This is a genomic window from Alienimonas sp. DA493 (assembly GCF_043951915.1).
Lineage (GTDB): Bacteria > Planctomycetota > Planctomycetia > Planctomycetales > Planctomycetaceae > Alienimonas.
Genome location: NZ_JBINJD010000330.1, coordinates 1 through 995 on the forward strand (window position 1 = coordinate 1; position 995 = coordinate 995).

Here is a 995-nt window from a genome sequence, read left to right on the forward strand (position 1 = left end):
TCCCACGGCCGCCACATCGACCCGGCCCCCGTCCGCAGGCAGACCAGCCCCTCGCGGAACAGGTCGTCCCCGGCGAAGTCGTCGGCCCCGCACTCGCGGCGGACGTAGCAGCCGTCTTCGTCCTGCCCCTCCAGCACGACGCAGGCCCGGGAGGTCGATTCGATGTATTCGGAGAGGGTGTAACTGGATTGCAATTTGAGGACGGAGAGCGACATGAGCGCACCGGGAGCGGGAGGGGGAACGCGGGAGGCCCGGCCGGCAGAGGGCCGACCGGGCGAGGGAGGGGAGAAGCGGAGCGGCTTACCCGCCGCGGGGAACCAGTTTGTGAGCGTGCGGGCCGCCGACCTTGCCGGCTTTCAGTTTCGGCGGCGGTGTCTCGCCGAACCGGCCGTAGGCCCAACGGCGGATGCCGGCCTCGCTCTTGAGTTCGTGGCCCCTGATCCAGTCGCCGGTGGAACTGCGATGAACGGCGGTCCAGAGTTCGCCGCTGTGGTAGTAGGTGACTGTCGCCAGCCCCTTCGACACAACCACCCGGCCGCGTTCGTCCCGGTGTTCCTTCACGCCTTTGCCGGCGGGGATCTCGTGCACCTTCGGGACCGGCGGAAGATCGGCGCTCTCCGGCGGGAGCCCCAGAGCGGCACGGTTGCGGGCTCGCTCGACTTTCCGGCGGCCCGCTTCCGCCATAACCTTCCCGAGCGTGCTGTTCGGGTCGACGTTCGGCGTGCGGCGGATCACGTCGCGGTCACGAATGTTTGTCTCGATCGCCATTTTTCTTGACGTGCAAGGGGGGTGGATTGCGGCAGGAGGGCCGCGGAAAAACGCTGCGCTAAAAGCGTGCCGGCCGGACCCGCTGCCCGGCCGGCGGTCACGCGATCAGAAGTTGTCCGGGCCGGCGTCGGTCACGCAGTACTTGGCGACGTTCTCGCCGAGCGCGTGCCGCTTCTCGAAGCCGCACAGTTCGCACCGGTACTGCCGACCGCCGACCGTCACCCCGA

2 protein-coding genes are annotated in these 995 nt (G+C 68.9%); both read right to left on the bottom strand.

The window, feature by feature from the left end; all coding sequences use genetic code 11:
• On the bottom strand, positions 1–215 hold a 215-nt coding region (locus ACG2DA_RS22840; protein WP_395259013.1), incomplete at its 3' end, for a hypothetical protein.
• A gap of 85 nt (positions 216–300) precedes the next feature.
• The gene (locus ACG2DA_RS22845) at positions 301–768 is read right to left on the bottom strand and encodes a hypothetical protein (RefSeq protein ID WP_395259014.1); all 468 of its coding nucleotides are present in this window, start codon (positions 766–768) and stop codon (positions 301–303) included.
• Positions 769–995 lie beyond the last annotated feature (227 nt).